15 protein-coding genes are annotated in these 20,826 nt (G+C 72.3%); 7 read left to right on the top strand and 8 right to left on the bottom strand.

Annotation, left to right across the window (positions count from 1 at the left end; genetic code table 11):
* Window position 1 precedes the first annotated feature (1 nt).
* Window positions 2-1,105 (bottom strand): winged helix DNA-binding domain-containing protein, encoded by a 1,104-nt coding sequence (locus RBJ65_RS09005; protein ID WP_306323922.1) that lies wholly within the window; start codon window positions 1,103-1,105, stop codon window positions 2-4.
* A gap of 115 nt (window positions 1,106-1,220) precedes the next feature.
* Between RBJ65_RS09005 and RBJ65_RS09010 the strand changes: the two genes are divergently transcribed.
* The 3 genes from RBJ65_RS09010 (at window position 1,221) to RBJ65_RS09020 (ending at window position 4,528) form a co-directional block, all read left to right on the top strand.
* On the top strand, window positions 1,221-2,381 hold the full coding sequence (locus RBJ65_RS09010) for a magnesium and cobalt transport protein CorA (RefSeq protein WP_306323921.1): 1,161 nt from the start codon (window positions 1,221-1,223) through the stop codon (window positions 2,379-2,381).
* 87 nt (window positions 2,382-2,468) lie between these two features.
* Window positions 2,469-2,873 carry a hypothetical protein gene (locus tag RBJ65_RS09015; RefSeq protein WP_306323920.1) on the top strand — a complete coding sequence of 135 codons (405 nt, stop codon included), beginning with the start codon at window positions 2,469-2,471 and terminating at the stop codon, window positions 2,871-2,873.
* A gap of 131 nt (window positions 2,874-3,004) precedes the next feature.
* Window positions 3,005-4,528: a glycosyl hydrolase family 18 protein gene (locus RBJ65_RS09020; RefSeq protein ID WP_306323949.1), complete on the top strand. Its 1,524-nt coding sequence runs from the start codon at window positions 3,005-3,007 to the stop codon at window positions 4,526-4,528.
* A gap of 108 nt (window positions 4,529-4,636) precedes the next feature.
* Here the strand turns inward: RBJ65_RS09020 and RBJ65_RS09025 are convergent, their stop codons facing one another.
* The 4 genes from RBJ65_RS09025 to RBJ65_RS09040 form a co-directional block, all read right to left on the bottom strand.
* On the bottom strand, window positions 4,637-7,189 hold the full coding sequence (locus tag RBJ65_RS09025) for an MFS transporter (RefSeq protein ID WP_306323919.1): 2,553 nt from the start codon (window positions 7,187-7,189) through the stop codon (window positions 4,637-4,639).
* On the bottom strand, window positions 7,186-7,740 hold the full coding sequence (locus RBJ65_RS09030; RefSeq protein WP_306323918.1) for a MarR family winged helix-turn-helix transcriptional regulator: 555 nt from the start codon (window positions 7,738-7,740) through the stop codon (window positions 7,186-7,188). Before RBJ65_RS09030 ends, RBJ65_RS09025 begins: the two co-directional genes overlap by 4 nt.
* 136 nt (window positions 7,741-7,876) lie before the next feature.
* Complete coding sequence (locus RBJ65_RS09035; RefSeq protein ID WP_306323917.1) at window positions 7,877-9,079, bottom strand: beta-ketoacyl-[acyl-carrier-protein] synthase family protein; 1,203 nt, start codon at window positions 9,077-9,079, stop codon at window positions 7,877-7,879.
* On the bottom strand, window positions 9,076-9,357 hold the full coding sequence (locus RBJ65_RS09040; protein WP_306323916.1) for an acyl carrier protein: 282 nt from the start codon (window positions 9,355-9,357) through the stop codon (window positions 9,076-9,078). Before RBJ65_RS09040 ends, RBJ65_RS09035 begins: the two co-directional genes overlap by 4 nt.
* An 84-nt stretch (window positions 9,358-9,441) precedes the next feature.
* Here RBJ65_RS09040 and RBJ65_RS09045 point away from each other — a divergent pair, with 84 nt between their 5' ends.
* On the top strand, window positions 9,442-10,155 hold the full coding sequence (locus RBJ65_RS09045; RefSeq protein WP_306323915.1) for a lysophospholipid acyltransferase family protein: 714 nt from the start codon (window positions 9,442-9,444) through the stop codon (window positions 10,153-10,155).
* Window positions 10,156-10,186: 31 nt separating this feature from the next.
* Here the strand turns inward: RBJ65_RS09045 and RBJ65_RS09050 are convergent, their stop codons facing one another.
* Window positions 10,187-11,677 (bottom strand): hypothetical protein, encoded by a 1,491-nt coding sequence (locus RBJ65_RS09050; RefSeq protein WP_306323914.1) that lies wholly within the window; start codon window positions 11,675-11,677, stop codon window positions 10,187-10,189.
* Window positions 11,674-13,104 carry a lipase family protein gene (locus RBJ65_RS09055; RefSeq protein ID WP_306323913.1) on the bottom strand — a complete coding sequence of 477 codons (1,431 nt, stop codon included), beginning with the start codon at window positions 13,102-13,104 and terminating at the stop codon, window positions 11,674-11,676. The genes RBJ65_RS09050 and RBJ65_RS09055 overlap by 4 nt, the downstream gene beginning before the upstream one ends.
* 293 nt (window positions 13,105-13,397) lie before the next feature.
* On the opposite strand from RBJ65_RS09055, the gene RBJ65_RS09060 reads away from it, so the two are divergent.
* Window positions 13,398-14,573 carry a hypothetical protein gene (locus RBJ65_RS09060; RefSeq protein WP_306332120.1) on the top strand — a complete coding sequence of 392 codons (1,176 nt, stop codon included), beginning with the start codon at window positions 13,398-13,400 and terminating at the stop codon, window positions 14,571-14,573.
* 98 nt (window positions 14,574-14,671) lie between these two features.
* On the top strand, window positions 14,672-15,412 hold the full coding sequence (locus RBJ65_RS09065) for a DUF4239 domain-containing protein (RefSeq protein WP_306321540.1): 741 nt from the start codon (window positions 14,672-14,674) through the stop codon (window positions 15,410-15,412).
* Between the two features lie 16 nt (window positions 15,413-15,428).
* Here RBJ65_RS09065 and RBJ65_RS09070 read toward each other — a convergent pair whose 3' ends face one another.
* Window positions 15,429-17,000 carry a hypothetical protein gene (locus RBJ65_RS09070; protein ID WP_306321541.1) on the bottom strand — a complete coding sequence of 524 codons (1,572 nt, stop codon included), beginning with the start codon at window positions 16,998-17,000 and terminating at the stop codon, window positions 15,429-15,431.
* A 715-nt stretch (window positions 17,001-17,715) separates the two neighbouring features.
* Here RBJ65_RS09070 and RBJ65_RS09075 point away from each other — a divergent pair.
* A complete protein-coding gene (locus RBJ65_RS09075) occupies window positions 17,716-20,736 on the top strand; it encodes a glycoside hydrolase family 3 N-terminal domain-containing protein (RefSeq protein WP_306321542.1) in 3,021 nt (1,006 codons plus the stop codon).
* Window positions 20,737-20,826: the final 90 nt, after the last annotated feature.

Below are 20,826 nucleotides of genomic sequence, written 5' to 3' on the forward strand. Positions count from 1 at the left end.
CTCAGGTGCGCACGGCACCGAAGTCCACGACAACCGGCCCAGGCGCCTCCAGCACCACGGCGGTGCGCTCCGCCTCGGCGACAAGTTCGTCCCGCTGGGCGGACGTGAGCGTCCTGAACGGCTCGAGCGTGAGCGCGCTCCCCGCCTCGCCACGCTCCTTCAACGACCACAACCCACCCAGGAACCCATCGACCAGGAACGTCAGATAGGAGGTGTTCACCTGCCAGTTGCGCCCCCGGTCGACCTCATGGATCACGCGAGTGCGGTCGGCGTGGGACAGCAGCAGGTTGTCGAACTCGGCGAGCAGCCGCGGCGGGGCGGGGGTGTCCTCGTCGGGCCGGGGTGCGTCCGGCAGGTCGAAGACCTCGACCCCGCGCTCGTCGCGAAAGGTCACGAGCCGGGGCCGCAGTCGCTCGAAGGCCTCCTTGCTGCGCGTGATGCCGGCCCACTGCTGGAAGTCCTTGACCGAGGCGGGCCCGAAGGCGCCGAGGTACCGCAGGACGGTGTCGTCGGGGGCGGGAGCCGGCTCGATGGGCCGGCCGAACCAGCGCTCCACCGTCGTCAACCGCACCCCACCACTCCTCCGCCACAGCCCGCGCGGCGTGACCTGGACGAGCGGCAGGGAGGCCCGCGCGGCGATGGTGAGGGCCTGCGGATCGGCGTCCGGCCAGTCCCGCAGGAGCCGCTCCCGGATCTCCTTCGGGGTACGCGGCTCCTCCTCGACGTACGCCCGCGTCACTTCCCGCACCCGGTCCGCATCGACGCCGACGAGCCCCTTGCGGAACATCCGCAGCTCCCGGTCGAGGGCGGGCTGCATGAGCGGCCGCAGCGCAAGGCAGTCCTCGGCGGTGTGCAGGTGGATGGTGGAGCGCATGGTGACGAGCCGGGCGACACGGCGCCGTTCCAGGGCCTCGGACAGTTCGGCGGGGGCGAAGCCGGCGAGGCGCGCGGCGAGCGCGAGATACGGCGGCCTGACCTCCTGCGCCTGCAGCCCGAGCAACCGCTGGACCGCGTCCTCCGCACTCAACGGACGCCTCTCAAGGAGTAGTTGGCGCTCCAGAGTGGCCCGCCCCAGGGCCCGCGCGCTCATCACCTTCGTCGTCATACCCGGACGCTAACCGGAAACCAGGTCACACGCCGTCCGCAATGCGCTGCGCCCCTCCGTCACCTCGCCTGGTTACGCTGCCGAGGACCGCAGTACGGAACGGAAGGAGGCGCCGATGCCGCGACGGCAGGGACGACCGGACCGGAACGGACACGGAGGGCCGCGCCGCTACTCCTGGCGCCGGGCCACCACCCCGCCCCCTCCGGCGCCCGAACCACCCGCCGAGCCCGCCACCGCCCCGGCCCCGCAGGAGCAGGGCAGTGTGGTGAACGCGGCGCTGTACCGGGACGGCCTGCGGGTCGCGACCCCGGAGACCCTCACGGACACGTACCGCCAACTGCGCGAGAAGCCGGACACGATGGCGTGGATCGGCCTGGCCCGCCCATCCGACTCCGAACTCAAGTCGCTGGCGGCCGAGTTCGACCTGCACGAGCTCGCCGTCGAGGACGCGATGGAGGCGCACCAGCGCCCGAAGCTGGAGCGCTACGGCGAGACCCTCTTCGTCGTCCTGCGCGCGGCCCGCTATCTGGACGCGCCGGAGGAGGTCGACTTCGGCGAGCTGCACGTCTTCGTGGGCCCCGACTTCGTCATCACGGTCCGGCACGGCGCGGCCCCCGACCTCTCGAAGGTCCGCGGCCGCATGGAGTCGACCCCTGGCCTGCTGCGCCTGGGCCCTGAAGCCGTCCTGTACGCGATCCTGGACGCGGTCGTCGACGGTTACGCGCCGGTCGTCGCGGGCGTCCAGAACGACATCGACGAGATCGAGACGGAGGTCTTCTCCGGCGCCCCCGAGGTGTCCCGCCGCATCTACGAACTCTCCCGCGAAATGGTCGAGTTCCAGCGCGCGACCCGCCCCCTGGTCGGCATGCTGCACGGCCTGATGGCGGGCTTCGCGAAATACGGCACGGACGAGGAACTCCAGCGCTACCTCCGCGACGTCGCCGACCACGTCACCCACACCAGCGAACGCGTCGACTCCTTCCGCCAGGCCCTCGCCGACATCCTCACGGTGAACGCGACGCTGGTGACGCAGCAGCAGAACGCGGAGATGCGGGCCCTCGCGGAGGCGGGCTTCGAGCAGAACGAGGAGATTAAGAAGATCTCCTCGTGGGCGGCCATCCTCTTCGCCCCGACCCTCGTCGGCACCGTCTACGGCATGAACTTCGACCACATGCCGGAGCTGCACTGGGGCCTCGGCTACCCCCTCTCGATCGCCCTGATGGCAACCGTGTGCGTCAGCCTGTACTTCATCTTCAAGCGCCGCGACTGGCTGTAGCCGGAGTCCGTGCCTCCGTAGGAGTGGTTCGGCGCCGCCTCGGGTGACGAGCCGTTACCCATCGCGGGGAGTGACGTTCCCTTGATCATGAGAAAGATCAACATGATGGTTTCCGTGCTCGCGCTCGCCGTCGCCGCGGCGATCCCGACGGCGGCGCCCGCCGGTGCGTCCCCTGGCGCGAAGCCCCTCGTCAAGGCCGACAAGTCCGCGTGCACGCACGACTTCTCGGGCCCCCAGGTGTGCATCCGGATGTCGGGCGACGCCATGTACACCCGCGTCACCGGGTTCTGGTCGAATCCTCCGAAGTCCGTGAAGTCACGCAAGACGTGGCTCACTTCGGACGGGAGCCGGACCACCGAGGTCGAGACGGCGACGCGGGCCGGGGAGACGATCAGCCACTCGTGGGGGCGGGGAGCGAACTACGAGGGCGCGCGGGTCTGCGTCCACTTCAAGGGGATCGACCGCGCGGCCTGCATGGACGCGCCGATCTGACCGGGGCGCGGGATATTGGTCTAGTCCTCGTTTGGTCCGGACCATTGACCAAGGCATGATCACAGGGCTATCCGTAAGGCAACTCGAGTGCGTCACAACCCCGTTGACGCAACCTCACCTCTTGGATGGCCATGAGACGTATCCGTTCGCTCCGAGCCGCTCTCACCGCGGTCGCCACCACGGCGGCCGCCCTGGGCCTGACCGCGGTCGCGGGCGCCCCCGCCCAGGCCGCGACCCCGCTGCCCGCCCATGTCTTCGCCCCGTACTTCGAGTCGTGGACCGGCGAGAGCCCCGCCGACCTCAGCGCCAAGTCCGGTGCCAAGCACCTGACGATGGCGTTCCTGCAGACCGCGCAGAAGGGGTCGTGCACCGCGTACTGGAACGGCGACACCTCGCTGCCGATCGCCGCGTCGTCGTTCGGCGCCGACATCAAGACGATGCAGGGCCGCGGCGGCGACGTCATCCCGTCCTTCGGCGGCTACACGGCGGACACCACAGGGACCGAGATCGCCGACAGCTGCACGGACGTCGACCAGATCGCCGCGGTCTACGAGAAGGTCGTCACGACGTACGACATCCCGCGGCTCGACATGGACATCGAGGTCGACTCGCTCGACAACAGCGCGGGCATCGACCGGCGCAACAAGGCGATCAAGAAGGTGCAGGACTGGGCCGCCGCGGGCGGCCGCAAGCTGGAGATCTCGTACACCCTGCCGACCACCACCCACGGCCTCGCCGCCAGCGGCCTCGCCGTGCTCAAGAACGCGGTGGCCAACGGCGCGAAGGTCGACGTCGCGAACATCATGACGTTCGACTACTACGACAACGCCGCACATGACATGGCGAAGGACACCCAGACCGCGGCGCAGGGCCTGTACAACCAGCTCGCCGCGCTCTACCCGAGCAAGACGCCCGCCCAGCTGTGGGGCATGATCGGCGTCACCGAGATGCCCGGCGTCGACGACTTCGGACCCGCCGAGACCTTCACGCTCGCCAACGCGAAGACCGTGTACGACTGGGCCGTCGCCAAGGGGATCAACATGATCTCCTTCTGGGCGCTCCAGCGCGACAACGGCGGCTGCCCCGGCGGCGCCGCCGCCGACAACTGCTCCGGCATCGCGCAGAACACCTGGGACTTCTCGCACATCTTCGCGCCCTTTACCAGCGGCAACACGGCGCCCAGCAACGACTTCTCGCTGACGGCGAGCCCCGCCTCCGGCTCGGTCACCGCGGGTGGCTCCACCGAGGCCACCGTCAAGACCGCCGTCACCGCGGGCTCCGCCCAGACCGTGAACCTCACCGTCAGCGGCGCGCCCGCCGGCGTCACCGCCACCCTCAGCCCCAACTCGGTGACGGCGGGCGGCAGTTCGACGCTGAAGATCTCCACGACCTCGGCCGCGGTCAACGGCACGTACACCCTCACGGTGAGCGGCGCGAGCCCGTCCGCCGCCCACTCGGCGACGTACACCCTGACCGTGACCGGCGGCAGCGGCAACCAGTGCACGGCCCCCGCCTGGTCCGCCACCGCGATCTACACCGGCGGCCAGCAGGTCTCGCACAAGGGCCACACCTGGAAGGCCAAGTGGTGGACGACGGGCGAGGAGCCCGGCACCACCGGTGAGTGGGGCGTGTGGCAGGACCTCGGCGCCTGCTGAGCATGCCCGCTGAAGGCTGAGTACGCCCGCTGAAGGACGAAGGCCGTGGCCCGGCACCCGGAGGTGTCGCACCACGGCCTTCGCCGTGTCACTCGCCGGTTCGGCGCCTCAGTGGCTCAGCTCCACGTCGACGTCGTTGCGGCCGCTGCCGTTGAGGCTCAGCGGCAGCGCCTGCGGGGCGTAGCCGCTGGCGACGACGGTGTACTGGCCGGCGTCCAGGTCGTCGAAGGCGTACGCGCCGTCGACTCCCGTGACGGACGTGCCGACCGTGTTGCCCGCGGCGTCGAGCAGCGTGACGCGGGCGTCGTTCAGCGGCTCGCCGGACGTGCCGCGGACCACGCCGTGGACGCGGGCGCCGGGCACGAGCCGGACCTCGCAGCGGTTCGGGCCGCCCTCGGCCACCTCGACCGGGAGCGCCGTGGGCCGGTGGCCCTCCGCGCTGACGGCGAGGGTGTAGGCGCCGGTGGCCAGGTCGCCGAAGGCGAAGGCGCCCGTGGCGTCGGCGGCGCCGGAGGCGATCACCTCACCGCGCACATCGGTGGCGATGACCAGGGCGCCGGGCACCGGCAGGTCACCGGCCGCCGTGACGACGGTGCCGGTCAGGCCCGTCGAACCGGCCAGCATCAGGTCGAAGTCGAGGAAGTCCTCGCCGACCGTCAGGGTCTGCGCCTGCGGCTGCCGGGAGCCGCCGGAACCGATCAGGACGTACGTCCCGCCGGCCGGGGCGCCGAGCCGGTACGCGCCGTCGGCCCCCGTCGTCGTACGGCCGAGCTGACCGCCCCTCAGGTCGATCAGGGTGACGACGGCGCCCGCGAGCGGGGAGCCGTCGCGTTCGCGGACGTACCCCTGGATGCCGGCGCTCGCGCCGACGGCCGTGTCCACCGGTGCGGCCTGCGCCGGTACGGGGGCCGGGTCGTCGGCGGGGGCCATGGGCTCGGCGGGCGGGGCGTCGTCGCCGTTCTCGGCGGCCTCGCGCGCCTGCAGGCCCGACAGCTTGCGCAGCGGCACCTCCTTGGTCCACAGGACCATCAGGAACGCGACGACGATGACGCCCGCCGCGATCAGGAACACCACGTGCATGGCGTCGGAGAAACCCTGCTTGAACGGCTCCGCGAGGCGCGGGTCGAGGTGCTGGATGAACGAGGAGTCGGACAGTACGTCGCCGCCGCCTCCGCCGTTGCCCTTGACCATGTCGAGGACCGGCTTGTTGGCGGGGTCGGAGACGACCGACGGGTCGTGCAGCGCGGCCTGGAAGTCCTGCGTCTTCGCGGCCGACCTGAACGCATCGGAGATCTTGTCGCCGACGTTCGAGAAGAGCACGGACAGGAAGATCGCCGTACCGGCGGTGGCGCCCATCTGCCGGAAGAACGTGGACGAAGCGGTCGCCACGCCCATGTCCTGCGGCGGCACCGCGTTCTGCACCGCGAGCACCAGCGTCTGCATGCAGCAGCCAAGGCCGAGCCCGAACAGGCCCATGTAGAGCATGGTTTCCCACAGCGGGGTGTCCCACTGGACCTGGAAGTGGAAGCAGAGCAGCGCCGCCACCATGAAGAGGGTGCCGAGGGTCGGGAAGATCTTGTAGCGCCCGGTCTTCCCGGTGATCTGGCCGGAGATGATCGAGGCGATCATCATGCCCGCCATCAGCGGCAGCATCTCGAGACCGGACCTGGTGGGGCTCGCGCCCTTCACGATCTGGAGGTACTGCGGGATCATCAGCATCCCGCCGAACATGCCCGCGCCGATCAGCACGGACAGGAAACTGGTCTTGCTGAAGATGGGGTTGCGGAACAGCCGCATCGGGATGAGCGCGTCGTCGCCGACCGCCCTCTCCACGAAGATCCACGCGACGATGCCGACCGCGCCGACGACGTAACAGACGATCGAGCCCGTGGAGCCCCAGCCCCACTCGCGGCCCTGTTCGGCGACGAGCAGCAGCGGCACGACACCGATGGCGATGGTGAGCGCGCCCCACCAGTCGATGCGCCGGTCACGGCGCACGTGCGGGATGTTCAGCACCTTCGCGACGACGAACAGCGCGATGATGCCGATCGGCACGTTGACCAGGAACACCCAACGCCATCCGGTGACACCGAAGATGCTGTCCTGCCCGGCGAGGGCGCCGCCGATGAGCGGGCCCGCGACGCTGGACGTGGCGAAGGTGGCGAGCATGTAGCCCTGGTAGCGGGCGCGTTCGCGCGGCGGCACGATGTCGCCGATGATCGCGAGCGCCAGCGACATCAGACCACCGGCACCGATGCCCTGCACCGCGCGGAACGCGGCGAGTTCGGGCATCGACGTCGAGAACGTGCACAGCGCCGAGCCGACGATGAAGATGCTGATCGCCGTCAGGAAGTACGGCTTGCGGCCGTGCAGGTCGGACAGCTTGCCGTAGAGCGGCGTACAGATCGTCGAGGTGATCAGGTACGCCGTGGTGGCCCAGGCCTGCTGGCTGAGCCCGTCGAGGTCGTCCGCGATGGTGCGGATCGAGGTGGAGACGATGGTCTGGTCGAGCGCGGCCAGGAACATGCCCAGCATCAGGCCGCTGAGGATGGTCAGGATCTGCCGGTGGCTCAGGCCGCCGCCGGACGTGGGGGTCGGTTGTGGGGTGGATATTGCTCGGGTAGCGGTGTCTCCGCGGGACGCGGACACGGCCTCAGTCATTCTTGCGTTGCTCCCTGCTCGCCACCGTGCCCGGGGGCTTCCCCGGACTCGGGACGCGCGTATTCAAACTCTTCCAGATCGTCATTGAGGCGGGAGAGCAGCCGGATCAGCTGGTAGCGGTCCTCCGCCGACCAGGGTTCGAGCAGCTTCTCGAAGCCCGCGTCGCGCTGGCGCCGGTACTCCTCGAACCTGGCCCGGCCGGCGTCGGTGGCCCGCAGCAGCGTGCCCCGCCGGTCCTCCGGGTCCTGGCGCCGTTCGACGAGTCCCCGGTCGACCATGGCCCGAATCTGCCGACTGACCGTCGACAGATCGAGAAAGGTCGCGGCGGCCAGGTCGGTGGCACGGCGTTCGCCGTCGCGCACCAGCTTGGCCAGGAGTACCCGTTCGCCGGACCGGCTCTCGAACGTGGCCCGCTGCCGGTAGGCAGTCAACAGCCTTGAGAACCGCACCAGTTGGATGCCGAGCCCGGCTGCCGCCCGCTCGGCGCTCACGCTTCCCTTCGCCGGGTCGCCGTCCGCTGCCGCACGGTCATGGACCGTCCCCTTGTCCATGACCGCCTCCCGTATTCGCTTCAGTTGCTTGTATCGAGCAAGTGAGTGTAACCGCCTTTTTTAAGCGCCTCGGCCAGGGGTCGCGGGGCGGGTACACGGCGGGTCTAGGGCCGGTCTACGACGGGTTTTACGCAGGTCAAGCGGGGGTCAAGAGCACGGCGGCGTTGTGCCCTCCGAAGCCGAAGGAGGTGCTGAGGGCGAGGGTCGTGGGGTGCTGTCGGGCGGTGCCCGAGACGAGGTCGAGGTCGAAGGCGGGGTCCGGTTCGGTGAGCCCCGCCGTGGGCGGTACGACGTCCAGGCGCAGTGCGAGAACCGTGAGCGCCGCCTCGATCGCGCCCGCCGCCCCGAGCGTGTGCCCGATGGTGCCCTTCGAGGACGTGACGGGCGGCCGGTGCGGGAAGAGCCGGGAGAACAGCGCGGCCTCCATGGCGTCGCCGCGCGGGGTCGAGGTGCCGTGCGCGTTGATGTGGTCGACATCACCGGGCGCGGCGCCCGCCTCCGCGAGCGCGGCCCGCACCGCCCGCTCCGCCTCGCGGCCCTCGGGGTGCGGCGCTACGAGGTGGTGGGCGTCGGTGCTGGTGCCGTAGCCGGCGAAGTGCGCGAGGCGGGGCGCCGAGCGGGCCGCCGCGTGCTCCGCCCGCTCAAGGACGAGCGCGCCCGCGCCCTCCCCCATGACGAAGCCGTCGCGGTCCACGTCGAACGGGCAGGAGCGCCGGTCCGACAGCGCGCCGAGCTGGCTGAACCCGGCGACGTACAGCGGCAACACGTTCGCGTCGACGCCGCACACCACGGCGATGTCGCACTGCCCGGACGTCAGCAGCTGCCGCGCGGCGCCGAGCGCGGTGGCGCCCGCGGCGCACGCCGTCACGACGGGCAGGGTCGGCCCTCTCGCCCCGATGTGCAGCGCGATCGTGGCGCACACCATGTTCGGCAGATAGCCGGTGAGGAAGTACGCGGAGACGCTGCTCGCCCCGCCGTCAGCGAGCCGCTCGGCGGCCTGCTGCCGGGTGTGCTCGCCGCCCGTGGAGCTGCCGGTGACGACGGCGACCCGCGAGCCGTCCCACTCGGCGGGGTCGAGCTTGGCCCGGTCGAGCGCCTCACCTACGGCGGTCAGCGCCATCCGCGCGGCGGGGTCGATGTGCGCGACGCCGCGCGGCCGCGCGGGCAGCTCGTCGGCGCCCTCGACGCGGCAGCTCAGGGTGACCGGGAGCCCGGCGGCCGCGAGCGTCGGGTCGGGGCGCGCGGTGGCACGCCCCGCGCGGACGGCGGCCCAGGTGCTCTCGGCGTCCGGGCCCGCCGCGGTGACCAGGCCGAGCCCGGTCACGAGAACGGCGCTCACCGGCCACGCCGGCCGTCGACGCGGGAGGCGAACTCGGCGAACGGCAGCTCCCGCAGCTCGTCCTCCGTGACGACGACCTTGAGCTCGTCCTTCAGCGTGACCGCCAGCTCCACGGCCATCAGCGAGTCGACGAGCAGATCGGTCATCAGGGCGTCCGGGGTGACGGCGGCGCGGTCGACCTCGAACTTGTCGACGAGCATGCCGGTGATCAGGTCGGAGGTGCCGGGGGCCTGGGGGGATGCGGTGCGGGGGCTCTGGGGGGATGCGGGGGTGTCCATGGCGTTGTCCATGGCGTGAAACAGACCACCCCATTGGGACCCTTAGCCTTGCGGGCGCTCATTTTCAGCACAAAGTGGGACCTTGTGGGCAACCTTGAGACCAATGTGGGCGACGCGCTGGACTGGCTGACGGACGACTACCTGCGCGTCGAGATATCGGGGCTCGAACACATCCCGGCAACGGGCCCCGCGATCCTGACCGCCAACCACTCCGGCGCCTGGGGCTTCGACGGCCTCGTCCTCAACACGGTGCTGCGCCGCGAGCTGGCCCGCCCCGTCCACCTCTACGCCGACAAGCTCGTCTTCCGGCTGCCCGCGGTCGCCGCGTACGCGCGCCGGCTCGGCATCTTCTGCGACGACCCGACGCTGGGCCGCGACCGGCTCGTGGAGGGCGGGCTCGTCGCGGTGTTCCCCGAGGGCATGGCGGGCGTCGGCAAGGACTTCTCGCAGCGCTATCGGCTACGTCCCTTCAACCCGGGCTTCGCCGCCACCGCGCTGCTCACCGGGGCGCCGGTCGTGCCGGTGTCGATCGTGGGGGCGGAGGAGACGTTCCCGAAGCTCGGCGAGATCGGGGCGCTCGCCCGCCGGTTCGAGCTGCCGTACTTCCCCGTGACGACGCCGCTGCCGCTCCCGGCCAAATGGCTCGTCACGTTCGGCGAGCCGATACCGGCCCCGGCCGCCGACCCCTCGTACGCGCGGCGCTCGGCCGCGGCGCGGCGGCTGAGCGACGAGGCGTGGTTCACGGTGCAGGCGATGGTGGACCGGGACAGGGGACGCAGGAAGACGCCGTTCTGGTAGGCCTGGTAGGTCAACTTCCGTATAAGTACTGCTAGTTGGCGAGCCAGTCAGCGGCCTTACGGGCGTCGGCCGCCGCCGCGGCGCAGCGCTCCGCGTGCGCGAGCAGGGTCATCCGGCAGCGCTCGCCGAAGGCGTCGTGGTCCCAGCCGGGCCGCCGCGCGCAGTCGGCGAGGCGGCGCGCGTGCTCCTCCAGGCGGCGGGCGCCGGCGGAGGCGAGCGCGGCGTAGTGGGCGGGGTCCGCGCCCATGGCGGTACCCGAGGTGTCCGGCGCCTCGCGGGTGTCCGTGGGGGCGTCCGCGGCGGCGAGGGCGCGGACGAGTTCGGTGGCGGCGAGGACGGCGAGGTCGGCGGCGGCGCAGGGGACGCGGGCGGCGCAGAGCTCCGCCGCGAGGGCGTCGTCCGGGCGATCCGTCGACGTATCCGGGTGCGGGTGCGGGTGCGGGTGCGGGTCGTCGAACCGGGTGTCGTACAGGTCGTCCGAGGGGGCTGCCCCGTCCTGGACCCCGTCCTGATCCCCGTCCTGATCCCCGCCCTGATCCCCGTCCTCGTCCAGGTCCCGCAGCCACGCCGTCGCGCACAGGATCTCGGTGTCCGCCCCGACCGTCATGTCCTCCCACTGGAACGGCGCGAGGACCGCGTGGACGGTGGCGGGCAGCGGCGGTCGGCGGCGCAGCGCCTCGGCCACACACTGCTCCGGGTTCTCGGTCTCGTCGGCGGTGAGCAGTTCGAGGGCGTGCGGCGCGGTCTCGGTGAGCGCGAGCGTGACGACGTCCAGCGCGTGCTCCAGGTAGGCCGCTTCCGCCGCCGCGCCCTCGCGGTCCCGTACGTACGGTTCGACGCGGCGCCGCAACGCCGCGCCGCGCGCCTCGTGTTCGGCCGGGTCGGCGGAGCGCGCCGTGGCGTCGAGGATCTCGCTGACGAGGGTGTCGTCCGCGGCTTCGACGCCGAGGACGAGGCGCCGGGCGAGCCGTCGGGCGGCGGCGCGCCACGCGTCGCGGCCGAAGGTGCCGTCCGGCAGCCGCGCGGCGAGCAGCCCCGTGGCCGCCCCGGTGGCGGCGGAGCGCACGGCCACCGGGTCGACGGACGGCGGTGGCGCGGCGTGCGGGGTCAGGATCGTGCGGCGGCCCTCCGCGTCGAGGGCGGTGACGGCGCCGAGGACGCCGGCCTCGGCCGCCCGCCGCACCAGGGAATCGGCGTCCGCCCCGGAGAACGGCATGAGGAACGCGCCGAAGGCCGTGGCCATCCGCGCGGGCCGCCCCGACCGCGTCCGCCGCACCTGGGCGAGCGCCTGCCGGGTCAACTCCCGCCGGGTGAACGGCTTGAGGCCGAGGGCCCGGGCCGGAGCGTCGATCCACGGGACGCGTTGGGCCGCGAGCGCGGCGCTGACCAGAACGTTCTCCGGGAACCAGGCCGTGGCGGGCCCGGCGTCGACTGTCTTCATGGCGTTCATCGCCGGACTCCTCGTCGTGGTCGTCGTCGTGGTCGTCGTCGTGGTCGTCGTCGTGGTCGTCGTCGTGGTCACTTGTCGAGCAGCTGGTACGGCTGGTTGCCGGCGATCTCACCGTCGTACGCGGTGATCAGCTCGTTGACGCGGGCGCGGTGCGGCAGGTCCGCGCCGCTGAGGGTGTCGGCGTACGCCTGTGGGGCGTGCGAGAGCGGGTAGTCGTACGTCTCGTCGAGCCAGGCGAGTTCGAGCCAGGTGTCGGGGACGTCGTAGGCGGAGGCGGGGCCGCGGCCGTCGAGCCCGGGGATCACGTCGTGCTTGTTGACGAGGCTGATCACCTGGACCGCGGGGTCGAGCGGGCGCTTGTTGTCGATGGGCGAGCCGACGGTGATCACGTGCGTGAGCTTGTACGTCGACACGATGTCGAGGTCGCAGGCGAGGTTCATCGCGGTGATTCCGCCGAGGCTGTGGCCGACGACCATCACCTCGGAGCCGATCGGCACCCCCGCGCGTACCAGCAGGTCCTTCACCGCGCGGGTGTACGTGGTGTCGGTGCGCAGCGCGCCGTCGAAGGCGCCGACGACGTCCTGCGGGGTGCTGTTGCGCAGCCGGGCGAAGCTGGTGCCGGGCAGCATCAGGACGTGCCGCCGCTCGCCGTCGGCGCAGTCGATGCGGCGCAGCAGGGCGAGGCCGTGGTTGCCGAGGGCGGAGATGTCGTCGATGTAGCGGACGATGTCGTTGCCGGAGCGGGTCAGGACGCGGGCGAGCATCGCGTCGGGCTCGACGCGTTCGGCGCGGCCGGGGCCCGGGTTCAGGTGCCGGATGAGTCCGGCGGGCAGGCCGAGGACCGGGTCGGTGGTGGGGACGCCGCCCGCCAGGGTGACCCAGGAGAAGGCGTCGTTGGTCGGGTTCTCGTCGAGGAGGCCCTGCAGCGCGAGCAGCTCCATGATGACGGGGCTGAACGTGGTGAGGGTGCGGGTGAGGCCGAGCAGGTCGACCAACTCCCGTGCGGCGCGCAGCGCTTCGAGCCTGCGGCCCGCGATCACCGCGTCGGTGAGGCGCTTGGCGAGCGGCTCGGTCAGGCTCGGGTGCTCCTGGGCCGCCGCCTCGATGCGCAGCGCGAAGGCGTCGACGGCCATCGCCACGGCGGCGGGTCTGCGGCGGGCGAGGGTGCCGAGGGAGCGGACGGTCTCGCCGAGGACGCCGCCGTTGAAGGAGAAGCCGAGCCCGGCCGGGTTCGTCAGGGCGCGGGCCGCCGTGGTGGCGGCGCCGAGGGCCCAGGCGGGGCGGCGCAGCGCCTGGATGCCGACCCGCCAGCTGGACGCGGCGGCGGTCAGCTCCGCGCCGGTGCGGCGGGCGGCGAGCGCGGCGTCGGCGAGCAGCACGGATGCCTCGATCAGGAGGTCGGCGTCGGTGCGGTCGGCCTCCGGCGGTGGTGTCGGCTCCGGCCGCGCGGTGTCCCCCGTGGCGCGCGGCTCGCGCGTGTGGGCTGTCTGGACTGCCATCCCGGCCACCTCGTCCCTGGAAACGGTGTCGGCGGGGCCGGCCCGCCGCTCATCAGCAGTAGACCCGGACCGGGCGGTCCCCGGCAGGGCCGCGGCCACCACTCGGGTGAACCACGGAGCGTGTGCGCGTGCCGGGGGTTTCGTGGGGCGGGCGCCGTGACCAGCATTTCGGTGTGATCATCGGGAGGTTTGCCGGGAATGTTGTGCGTCGGTCGGGGTCCACGTCGCGGGGCTCTGCCCCGGACCTCGGTCCTCGATCGCCGGACGGGCTCGAAGCGGGCACGCTCGCACGGATGGCGAAGGGAGCGTTCGTGGCGGGTCTTGTGATGTGCTGCTGGCCCGCGGCCGGGACGGCGGTCGCCGACGGGGCCGGGACGCACGGGCTGGCGCTCGACGTCACCGTGAACACCCGGCCCGGCACCGGCGCGACGCGCCCGGGCATCCGCAGCGGCGACGAGGTCGTCGTCTCGTACCGGCTGACGAACAAGGGCAGCGCCGACCTCCGCGACGTACGGGTGCGGGACCCCTCGATGCCGGGCGCCCGGATCCGCTGCCCCGGCGGAGCCGACCACGTGCCGCTGCTCACCGGCCTGCGTTCGGCGCGCTGCACGGCGACCGGCACCGCCAGGACCGGTACGTGGGTCGGCGAGGTGCGGGCCACCGGGCGGCAGCCGTATCTGCGGGCCGACGTGCGGGCGACGGCTCGCTCCGGGTACGCGGGGGTGGGCGCAGGTCTGACGCTCGATCAGTCGGCGCGGGTGGCGGGCCCGGAGCGGGCCCGCGTCACGTACACCGTCGCCAACCCCGGCAACCGGCCGCTGCGCGACATCCGCGTCACCGACCCGGGGCTCGCCCCCGACCGCGTCGACTGCGCCGACGGCCGCCCGGTGGTGCCGCGGCTCGCGCCCGGCGCCACCGCCGAGTGCACGGCGGAGGTGCGGCGCGGCCCGGGCACGTACACCGGTCGTGGGCTCGCCGAGGGCAGCGACGGGATCCGTACGATCGGCGCGGGCGGCGAGGAGGTCGCGGCGCCCCGGCTCTCGGCGCGCGCCACGGCGCGGTTCGCTATCCCGGCGGCGCCCGCGCCCCGGCCGAGCACCGCCCCCGCGTCCCCGCAGCCACCGGCGGAGCCGCCCGCCGCCCCGCCGGTGGAGCCGCCGGTGCCCGCCGCCGTGCTGGCCCTCGTACCGCCACCGCCGGGCATCGCCCCACCGGACCGGCCGTCCGGGCCGCGTCGAGTCCCCGTACGCCCGCCGGGGCAGCCCCGGCAACAACCCGACGCGCGAGAGCAGGCGGAGCGGAAGGCCCAGGAACAGGCCGAGAAGCGCGAGGCCCAACGGGCCCCGATTCTGGGGCGGTTCGTGCGCAACGACGGCCGGCCCACCGGGCTCGGTGTCATGGCGGCGCTGTTCCTCGTACTGCTGCCCGCCGCGATCGCGGCCGCCGTACTCGGCTCCCGCAGGCACTGACCGAACCGGAACCGCCCAACGCCGGAACCGACCGAACCGGAACCGACCGAACCGAGACCGACCGAACCGAGACCGACCGAACCGAAGCGGACTCCCGAATGATCCTGAGCCTGGCCATCGTCCTCGGCGTCGCGCTGCTCGCCGCCGCCGTCGTCCTCGTCAAGCACCGCTTCTGGCCGCTGGGCCCGGACGAGGAGCCGCGTGAGGACGTCGCCGAGTACATCTCGATGATGGTCGGCGTGCTGTACGCGCTGGTGCTCGGCCTCGCCCTCGTGTCGGTCTGGGACACCCACTCGGGGGCCGAGGACCACACGGCCGCGGAGGCGAGCGCCGCGCACCAGATCCATCTGCTGTCGGCCGGTCTCGCTCCGGCCCAGGGCGAGCGGGTGCGCGCCGACATCGAGGCGTACGTGTCGCACGTGTCCGACACGGAGTGGCCGGCCATGACGGAAGGGCGTCCGCTGGGCTCCACGGGCTGGCGGCTGCTCGGCCGGGTGCGCGCGGCGAGCCAGGTGCCCGCCGATGCCACGCCCTCCCAACAGGCCACGGTCCAGGAGACGTTGGCCCAGCTGAGCGTCCTCGACGAGGCGCGCAGGGGCCGGGAGGCCGACGCGGGCGAGCGGCTGTCGCCGATGATCTGGTTCGGCCTGATCGTCGGCGGGCTGCTCACGGTCGCGTTCATGTTCATGTTCGGCGTGGAGCGCAGCTTCACGCACGTCGTGATGGTGATGGGCCTGTCGGCGCTGATCGCGTTCACCGTGCTGCTGATCTACCAGCTCGACGGCCCGTTCGGCGGCCTGATGGCGGTCGACCCGACCCCGTTCACGAACACCCTCTGACGCGCCGCCGCCTCCCTCACAGCTCCGCGCCCAGATCGCTCCTGACGACGTAACTGCACTGCGTGTACGTGTATCCGGGCTGGATCCGGCCGCCCGCCGCGCGCCCGGTCGCCGTCGCGCTCGAACCGCCGGGCTTGTGCAGGAAGTGGTACGTGCCCGCGGGCAGCCGCAGCGTCTTCTTCGGGTAGCTCTTGCCGCTCGCCTTGCACGCCTTGGCGCGGCCCGCCGCCTCGGTGGGGTACGTCTTGCAGGAGCCGCAGGCGGCGATGGTGATCCGGCCGGTGACGGGGCCGGTGTAGAGGACGTCGACGGGGTCGGGCCCGTCGTTGCTGATCACCATCTCCATGCCGGAGCCGCCCGCCCCGCCGCTCGGCGGCAGCCGGTCACCGGCCGCCGGACGCAGCTGCGCGATCTCGGCGGCGATGGCGACCTGCTGGGCGCGGGCCCGCCGCTTGTCGTGCTTGTACGTGCCCGCGAACGACGCCAGCGACTTGCGCGCGGCGCTGAACTTCTTGTCCTTGAACTGGTCGATGCCACAGGCGTACGCGCCGTCCGCCACGGCGGTCGCGACCGCGCCGCGCACATGCTCGGGCACCGGCGCGGGCAGCTGCTTCGCGGTGTCACCGATGCGCCGCAGCGCCTGGGTGGCCGGGCACGGGGCGGCGCCCTTGAGCTCGCCCGCGCGCCGGTCGACGGCCGCGCGCACGGCGGGCTCCACCCGGTCCGCCTGCGCCGACTCGGGGAACGTACGCAGGAGTTGACCCAGTTCGCCGCCCTTGCCGTCGGACTCGGCGGTGCCGAGCCTGCCCGTGCCGCACTTCAGCAGCGACGCGGCGAGCGGCTTGTCGGGCCACGTGGCGAGGGAGCCGAGGACGGCGCGGTCGATGGTGTGCGGCACGGCCCGCAGATGTTCGAGCGGCGCGAGTGCGGCGCAGTGCTCGCCGTCGGCGTACGGGGCGGACACCGCCTTGTAGTAGGCGTCGAGGCTGTCGTGCACCCGGTGGGCCGCCTTGGAGTCCGGGTGGTCCTCGGTGAGGGCGCGGTACCGGCGCAGCGCGTCGCGGTAGTCGGCGCGCGCCGCGGCGAAGTCGCGGCCCGAGGCCTTCTCGACGAGGGCGTCGGCGCGGTCGAGCCGGTCGAGGAGCATGTCCTCCACGGCGTCGTCGCGCAGCCTGTCGTACCCGACGGCGCCCGCGGCGGGCACGGCGAGCAGCGCGACGGCGAGGCCGATGGCCACAACTGGCCTGATGTGCGCGGCAGTTGTTGTCGTACGCAGCCCGCGGCGCGCGCCGTCCGCCGCCGCGGCGAGCAGCAGCACCCCGTACCCGACGAGCGCCCAGGCGGGCACTCCGTCCGGGTCGGCGGGCAGCGCGACCGTGAGCAGCGCGGCCGTCGCGGCGACGCACAGCAGGGCGAGCAGCCGGCGGCGTACGAGGACGTAACCCAGGCCGAGCCCGCTGAGGTTGAGCAGCCCCGCGGCGACGGCGCGCACCGGGTCGGCGGGCCCGGCGGGCGGCCGGGCGGGCCGGGGCGGCGGCCCGAAGCCAAGTTCTTGCGCGGGCCCGAAGGCGGGCGGAGCGACCGGCATCGGCGGTACCTCCGGCGGGACTTCCGGCGGTACCTCCGGCGGGCCCCCCGGCCGGACTTCCGGCGACATCCCCGGCGGAACTTCCGGCGACATCCCCGGCGGGACCTCCGGCGGGACTTCCGGCGACATCCCCGGCGGAACTTCCGGCGACATCCCCGGCGGGACCTCCGGCGGGACTTCCGGCGACATACCCGCACGCGCCTCCGGTGGCATCCCCGGACGCGCCTCCGGCGACATCCACGGCGGCACCTCCGGCGGCATCTCCGGCGGGACCCCCGATGGGAGCCCCGATGGCACCTCGGGCGGAACCCCCGGTGGCATCTCCGACGGGACGCCCGGTGGGACTTCCGGCGGAACCCCCGATGGCACCTCCGGCGGAACCCCCGATGGCAGCTCCGGCGGGACGCCCGGCGCCATCTCCGGTGGCGGGCCGAACCCGCCGCTCCCCTGCTGTTCCGCGTCGCCGGACGACGCGCCCCCCTGCCACCTCATCGCGGTCCCCCAACCGTCAGGTGTCACACCCCGAAGCAAACGATCGGGGGCGGGGCCCCGCCTGTCAATCGGTTACTGGTGGCCAAGTCGGCCCCAACTCCCTTTACATTCCGAACCCTTGACGCCCCCACCCGTCCCCCTTTAACTCAAGCCTTGAATTTAGAACCGCCGGCACGGCACGACGCACCACAAGCACCCGCAACGGGACCACCGGGAGGGAACCTTGCGTCACATCGACTCCACCACCAGATCGGGCCGCAGAAGCCGTAGGAGACGCGCGGCGTTACTCGCCGTGTCCGCGCTCGCCGCCGGCCTGCTGCCGCTGACCGGCACCGCGACGGCCTCCGCCGCCGACGACCCCGCCCCCACGCCCGTGGACCGCTTCGAGGGCGAGGTGCCCTTCGCGAATCAGCCCGCCGAGGGCATCTTCACCTGGGGCGGCGACACGGACGACCACCCGAAGCTCGAACTCAAGGAGCGCGCGGACGCCCCCGAGGGCGCCAAGGTCCTCGAAGGCGCCTACGACATCAGCGGCTACGGCGGCTTCAGCCACGACTACGCCGCCGACAAGCCCGCCCACGACTGGTCGGCGCACAAGGGCATCCGCTTCTGGTGGTACGGCGACAACAGCGGCCGCAAGCTGAACTTCGAGCTCAAGGACGGCGGCGCGCACGGCGAGGCGTCCGAGCTGTGGACGACGTCGTTCACGGACGGCTGGACGGGCTGGAAGCAGGTCGAGATCCCGTTCACACAGTTCGAGTACCGCACGGACTACCAGCCGGTCGGCGGCATCGACCACGTCCTCGGCCTCGACAAGATGTGGGGCTACGCCTTCACGCTCCCGGCCGGCGGCGGCAAGACCGACCAATTCGCCATGGATGGCGTGGAGTTGTACGGCAAGGCCGACCAGTCGCTGCGCGCGCAGGTGTCGACGGACGCGGCCGTGTACCCGGTGAAGGAGGGCGGTTCGGCGGCGGTGAAGCTCTCCGTCACCACCACCGGCAACGTACCGATCGAGGACCCCGTCACCATCGAGTACGCGACGCAGGGCGGCACCGCCGACGCCGGCAAGGACTACACCCCGGCCAGCGGCACGCTCACCTTCCCCGCGGGCACGGCCTCCGGCGCGTCCAAGACGGTCACGGTCGCCACGACCAGGGATTCCGTGAAGGCCGAGCCCGCCGAGACGGTCCCGCTGAAGCTGACCGTCACCGGCGCCAAGGCGCCCGCCGAGCCCCCGCAGGTCGTCATCGACGCGCACGGGCTGCCGTATCTCGACGCGAAGCTCCCGGTGAAGAAGCGGGTCGCCGACCTCGTCTCGCGCATGTCCCTTGAGGAGAAGGTCGGCCAGATGACCCAGGCCGAGCGCGCTGCCCTCAAGTCCCCCGGAGACATCGCCAGTTACAGCCTCGGCTCGCTGCTCTCCGGCGGCGGCTCGGTGCCGACACCGAACACGCCCGAGGCCTGGGCCAAGATGATCGACGGCTATCAACTGCGGGCGCAGGCAACGCGGTTCCAGATCCCGCTGCTCTACGGCGTGGACGCGGTGCACGGCCACAACAACGTCGTCGGCGCCACGATCATGCCGCACAACATCGGCATCGGCGCGACCCGCGACCCCCAACTCGCCGAGCGGACAGGGGCGGTGACGGCCTCCGAGGTCCGCGCGACCGGCATTCCCTGGGACTTCGCCCCTTGCCTGTGCGTGTCGCGCGACGAGCGGTGGGGACGTTCGTACGAGGCGTTCGGCGAGGACCCCGCCCTCGTCGAGTCCATGGAGACCGTCATCAAGGGCTTCCAGGGCCGCGCGAACGGCTCCGACCTGGACCGTAACGACAAGGTGCTGGCCACGGCGAAGCACTTCGTCGGCGACGGCGGCACCGAGTACGGCTCCTCGACCACCGGCTCGTACACCATCGACCAGGGAATCACGAAGGTGACGAAGCAGGAGCTGGAGGCCGTGCACCTGGCGCCCTTCGGCGAGGCCGTGGACCGCGGCGTCGGCACGGTCATGCCGTCCTACTCCTCCCTCGACATCATCGGTGACGACGAGGGCCCGGTGAAGATGCACGCCAACGCGGCAATGATCAATGGGGAGTTGAAGGACAAGCTCGGCTTCGACGGCTTCGTGATCAGTGACTACGCGGGCATCGACCAGATCCCCGGCGACTACGCCTCCGACGTCCGTACGTCGATCAACGCGGGCCTCGACATGATCATGGTGCCGAACGCCTACCCGGACTTCGTGAAGACCCTGCTCGCCGAGACGACCTCGGGCCGGGTCACTGAGGCGCGCGTGGACGACGCGGTCTCCCGCATCCTCACGCAGAAGTTCAAGCTCGGCCTCTTCGAGAAGCCGTACGCCGACACGGCCAACAGCGACCGGATCGGCAGCGCCGAACACCGCGCGGTGGCGCGCGAGGCCGCGGCGAAGTCGCAGGTGCTCCTGAAGAACGACGGCGACGTGCTCCCGCTCAAGCCGTCCCAGAAGGTGTACGTCGCCGGGTCCAACGCCGACGACATCGGCAACCAGACCGGCGGCTGGACCGTCTCCTGGCAGGGCTCGTCCGGGAACATCGTGCCCGGCACGACCGTCCTCCAGGCGATGAAGAAGGCGGCGCCCGGCGCGAAGGTCGACTACTCGAAGGACGCCTCGGCGCCCACCTCCGGGTACGACGTCGGTGTCGTGGTCGTCGGCGAGACCCCGTACGCGGAGGGCGTCGGCGACGTCGGCAACGGACACGACCTGTCCCTCTCGGCCGCCGACAAGGCCGCGGTGGACAAGGTGTGTTCCGCGATGAAGTGCGCGGTCCTCGTGGTGTCGGGACGGCCCCAGCTCATCGGTGACCAGCTCGGCGACATCGACGCGCTCGTCGCGTCCTGGCTGCCCGGCACGGAGGGCGACGGCGTCGCCGACGTCCTCTACGGCAAGCGCCCCTTCACCGGCCAACTCCCGGTCACCTGGCCGAAGTCGGAGGCCCAGCTGCCCATCAACGTGGGCGACGCGTCGTACGATCCGCAGTTCCCGTACGGCTATGGGCTCACGACGAAGGCAAGCGCGAGCGGGGCCGGGGCCGGGGAGCGGGCCGCGGTGACGGAGGCGCGGCTCAAGGTCCAGTCGAAGGCGGGCGGCAAGGTGACGGCGGCGTGGGCGAAGCCCTTCGCCGAGGCCGAGCACCTGGCCCTCACCGGGGACTACAAGGGGGCGCTGAAGAAGCTGGCGGCGGCGTACAAGGCGGCATGACGCGTCTTCGGAGGTGAGTCAACTGGTCGCGCGGGTCCGGGTATTGGCGTCGGTTTGCGACGGACGGGCCCGCGCGACACGCCGTCCACC

This window comes from Streptomyces sp. KL109B (assembly GCF_030766935.1).
GTDB lineage: Bacteria > Actinomycetota > Actinomycetes > Streptomycetales > Streptomycetaceae > Streptomyces.

What these genes read in the sequence shown, in the direction of transcription:
- RBJ65_RS09005 (WP_306323922.1), bottom strand. Translation starts at nt 1,105, where the DNA reads ATGACGACGAAGGTGATGAGCGCGCGGGCCCTGGGGCGGGCCACTCTG.
- RBJ65_RS09010 (WP_306323921.1), top strand. Translation starts at nt 1,221, where the DNA reads ATGCCGCGACGGCAGGGACGACCGGACCGGAACGGACACGGAGGGCCG.
- RBJ65_RS09015 (WP_306323920.1), top strand. Translation starts at nt 2,469, where the DNA reads ATGAGAAAGATCAACATGATGGTTTCCGTGCTCGCGCTCGCCGTCGCC.
- RBJ65_RS09020 (WP_306323949.1), top strand. Translation starts at nt 3,005, where the DNA reads ATGAGACGTATCCGTTCGCTCCGAGCCGCTCTCACCGCGGTCGCCACC.
- RBJ65_RS09025 (WP_306323919.1), bottom strand. Translation starts at nt 7,189, where the DNA reads ATGACTGAGGCCGTGTCCGCGTCCCGCGGAGACACCGCTACCCGAGCA.
- RBJ65_RS09030 (WP_306323918.1), bottom strand. Translation starts at nt 7,740, where the DNA reads ATGGACAAGGGGACGGTCCATGACCGTGCGGCAGCGGACGGCGACCCG.
- RBJ65_RS09040 (WP_306323916.1), bottom strand. Translation starts at nt 9,357, where the DNA reads ATGGACACCCCCGCATCCCCCCAGAGCCCCCGCACCGCATCCCCCCAG.
- RBJ65_RS09055 (WP_306323913.1), bottom strand. Translation starts at nt 13,104, where the DNA reads ATGGCAGTCCAGACAGCCCACACGCGCGAGCCGCGCGCCACGGGGGAC.
- RBJ65_RS09060 (WP_306332120.1), top strand. Translation starts at nt 13,398, where the DNA reads ATGGCGAAGGGAGCGTTCGTGGCGGGTCTTGTGATGTGCTGCTGGCCC.
- RBJ65_RS09065 (WP_306321540.1), top strand. Translation starts at nt 14,672, where the DNA reads ATGATCCTGAGCCTGGCCATCGTCCTCGGCGTCGCGCTGCTCGCCGCC.
- RBJ65_RS09070 (WP_306321541.1), bottom strand. Translation starts at nt 17,000, where the DNA reads ATGCCGGTCGCTCCGCCCGCCTTCGGGCCCGCGCAAGAACTTGGCTTC.